This is a genomic window from Caballeronia arvi, from assembly GCF_001544695.2.
Classification (GTDB): domain Bacteria; phylum Pseudomonadota; class Gammaproteobacteria; order Burkholderiales; family Burkholderiaceae; genus Caballeronia; species Caballeronia arvi.
In genome coordinates, this window is sequence record NZ_FCOM02000167.1 from 1 (window position 1) to 2,937 (window position 2,937).

Consider the following 2,937-nt stretch of genomic DNA (forward strand, 5'->3'; position numbering starts at 1 on the left):
ATGGTTTATGCTAGACGGGCGTCACTGGCGCTATCAATCGTCGTGAGCAGGTCGCTTACCATCGAAAACTGATGGTGGAGAAGGTGACGCTCTCGCAGCAAATCTTGCAGGCGACGGCGCCAATAAAGTGCAGGAAGCGCCGAAGCTGGTTCTCGCAAAACCGTTTTTATGGCGAGCCGAATGTGGGCGATGTCGGCGTCGATCATACGAAATTCGAACGCGCCGACGGTGTTTCTGTAGCGAGTGTCCATATTCAACATATCGGCAGCAGAAACCACTGGCTCTGAAGCGAACGAAACGTCTCAGACTCGGAGATTTTGAAATTGGCGTCGGGTCGGTACGGGCTCTGGCCTTTCCCCTTGATGGCGCCCAGAGACCGTTTTGCCTTTTCGCGACCGTTTGGCGGTCGGCGTTTTCCCGGTACTCTTGGCACTAAGCGTCCACCGTTCAGAATGTATATCCCACGGACAGGAACGTCACGATCGGGTCCAGCTTGAGCTTCGATTCGCTCTTGACTTGACCGACGGACGAGTTCGTCGTGAGCGTCGCACGCGCCGACAGCCACATGTACGACACTGAGAAGGCTGCCGACCAGTGCTTGCTGAAGTTGTATGAGAGTCCCGCGTTCACGACCGGCGCAAAAGAACTGCTGATGTGCACGCTTGTCGGGCCGGTCAGCGCCGTGCCGGTTTGCGGTGAATAGAGGAACGCGCCGTTCGCCATCTGCTGGCTGAGCTTTGCGTCCGAGAACCATACATACGAGGCGCCCGCGCCAACATAAGGCCGGAATTTGCTCTGCGCACTTAGGAAGTAATACTTGAGCAGCAGCGTCGGGCTCCATTCGCGAACGGTCCCAAGTTCACCCAACGGTCCGAGCGTCCCTTCGCCGTTCAGATGAAACTTCGGCGGCACGCCCGTGACCGCTTCGACGGCGATGTGGTCCGTGACGAAGTACTGCAGCGTCAAGCCGAAGGTATCGGCATCACTGACCGACGCACCTGCGCCCTGATTCGTGACCGTCTGGCCCAATGCAGTGATGTTGAACGGGCCGCTCGAGTCTTGTGGTGCGAAGTGCATCCAGCCAGCACTGACCTGAACATCGCCCGCCGACTGTGCATGTGCGCCGCTCGCGCCGGCCAGAGCCAATGTCGAAAGGGCTGCGCATGCAATGTGTTTCAGTTTCATTTTTCTCTTCTCGTTTCAGATATCAATCAGGTATAGCCGAGCGCGCCCGCGTCGCTTGAGTTGAGATAGCCGGGGCGATGAGCGTGCAACAGGCGAAAGCAGTGGAACCAGTGGTCTCTACAGACAGCAGTCGAGGCTTACCTTGAAATATTCATAACTCATTTGAATGCTGCGTTTTACCGCATGCACCTCGTCGACGCCGGGCGCATTGCCAAGCAGCGTCGCGACGATCTCGAGCGCTTCCCACGGATGCGCGTCGTCATAGTGCGCGTGGAGGCTGAGCCAGCGCGTGGCCTTGCGACGGATCGATGCCGGGAAACTGTTCGCGTAAGTGTCGCTGCTGCAAACGAAGGCGGACCATTCGCCGGTGACGCCTTCGACGGCAAAGTTGGTCGCGGCGATGCTCGCGGCAAGCGGGTCGCCGCTGCTGCTTTTCCAGCACCAGTGCGACAGTGCATAGGCGAGGGAAGGGCCGCTGCCCTTCATCAATGCGCGTTTGTTCACATCGTGCGCCGCAGCCCAGTCGACCCAATAATCCGCGTGGTTCTGCTCGACGCGGATATTGCGCGTTAGATAGCGCCGCGCCAGGTCTTCGCCGCGCGAATGCCCATAGCGCAGCTTTTGAAGATTCATCGCCATGTATTGCGGAAACTGCTCGACGACCGGCCAGCCATTCACCAGAAATGCCTCGGCCTGGTGCGGCGTCAGCTCGGCTTCGCGCATCGCGGCAAAGATGGGATGGTCGATGACCTGCCGCTTGGCCTCGTGCGTTTCGGCCAGCACGTCGCCGAGCCATGCGGGATAGCTGGCAATGTCCTTCAAGTCGCCAACTCGCTGAAAAGTGGGATCCAACATCTCCTCCTACGTCACTTCAAGAAATTCAATGTTCTGTGCCCAGAGCGCCGGTCGCCCGACATGAAACCCCTGCACGAAATCCACGCCCAACGCGCCGAGCGCCTGCAGGATCGCTTCGCTCTCGACGTATTCCGCGATCGTCAGGCGCTCCATCGAATGGCCGATATCATTGATCGCCGCCACCATGTCTCTGCTAACGGCATCTTTGAGCATGTCCTTGATGAATCCGCCGTCGATCTTGATGTAGTCGACGGGCAGATGCTTCAGATAGCCAAACGAGGACATGCCCGCACCGAAGTCGTCGAGCGAGAATTTGCAGCCGCGCTCTTTCAACTCGCGGATGAAGCGCGCCGCTGCGGCAAGATTGGCGACGGCCGTGGTTTCGGTCACTTCGAAGCAGATCGACGCGGGGTCCACGCGGCTGATCTCGAACTGATCCGTCAGGAATTGCAGGAAGCGTTCGTCGCCGATCGAAGCGCCGGACAGGTTGATGGCGTATTGAATGCCCCCGGCATTGCCGGTTCTGGCGAGCGTGGCGAAGACCGCGCGCACGACCCAGCGATCGATTGCGGACATCAATCCGTAGCGCTCTGCGGCGGGCAGGAAGTGGTACGGCGAGACGATCTTGCCGCTGTCGCCGACCATGCGCAGCAGCACTTCCACATGCTGCGGATGCTGCTTCAATGTGTGTCTGCCGGCCGAGTCGACCGGGCGAATTTCCTGGCCATAGAGGCAGAAGCGGTTGTTCGCCAGTGCATCCTTGATGCGGCCGCACCACGACATGGCGCTCGCGTGCCGCGTGAGTTCCTTGTCGCCGCGAACGGCAAGATGCACGCGGTCGCGCCCGCGTTCCTTCGCGAGATAGCAGGCGATATCGCCGAAGCGCATCGCCGTTTC

General features: G+C 59.6%; 4 protein-coding genes. 1 reads left to right on the top strand and 3 read right to left on the bottom strand.

Annotated features, from left to right (window positions below):
* Positions 1-71: 71 nt before the first annotated feature.
* On the top strand, positions 72-287 hold the full coding sequence (locus AWB74_RS46250) for a hypothetical protein (protein ID WP_143749523.1): 216 nt from the start codon (positions 72-74) through the stop codon (positions 285-287).
* Positions 288-447: 160 nt separating this feature from the next.
* Here the strand turns inward: AWB74_RS46250 and AWB74_RS43850 are convergent, their stop codons facing one another.
* From AWB74_RS43850 to AWB74_RS43860, 3 genes are all read right to left on the bottom strand, one after another.
* Positions 448-1,179 carry an OmpW/AlkL family protein gene (locus tag AWB74_RS43850; RefSeq protein ID WP_235024951.1) on the bottom strand — a complete coding sequence of 244 codons (732 nt, stop codon included), beginning with the start codon at positions 1,177-1,179 and terminating at the stop codon, positions 448-450.
* A 123-nt stretch (positions 1,180-1,302) separates the two neighbouring features.
* Positions 1,303-2,040, bottom strand: coding sequence for a TenA family transcriptional regulator (locus AWB74_RS43855; RefSeq protein WP_061152712.1), 738 nt, complete (start codon positions 2,038-2,040; stop codon positions 1,303-1,305).
* 6 nt (positions 2,041-2,046) lie between these two features.
* Positions 2,047-2,937 (bottom strand): EAL domain-containing protein (locus AWB74_RS43860; RefSeq protein WP_143749524.1); only part of this gene is annotated, 891 nt, incomplete at its 5' end.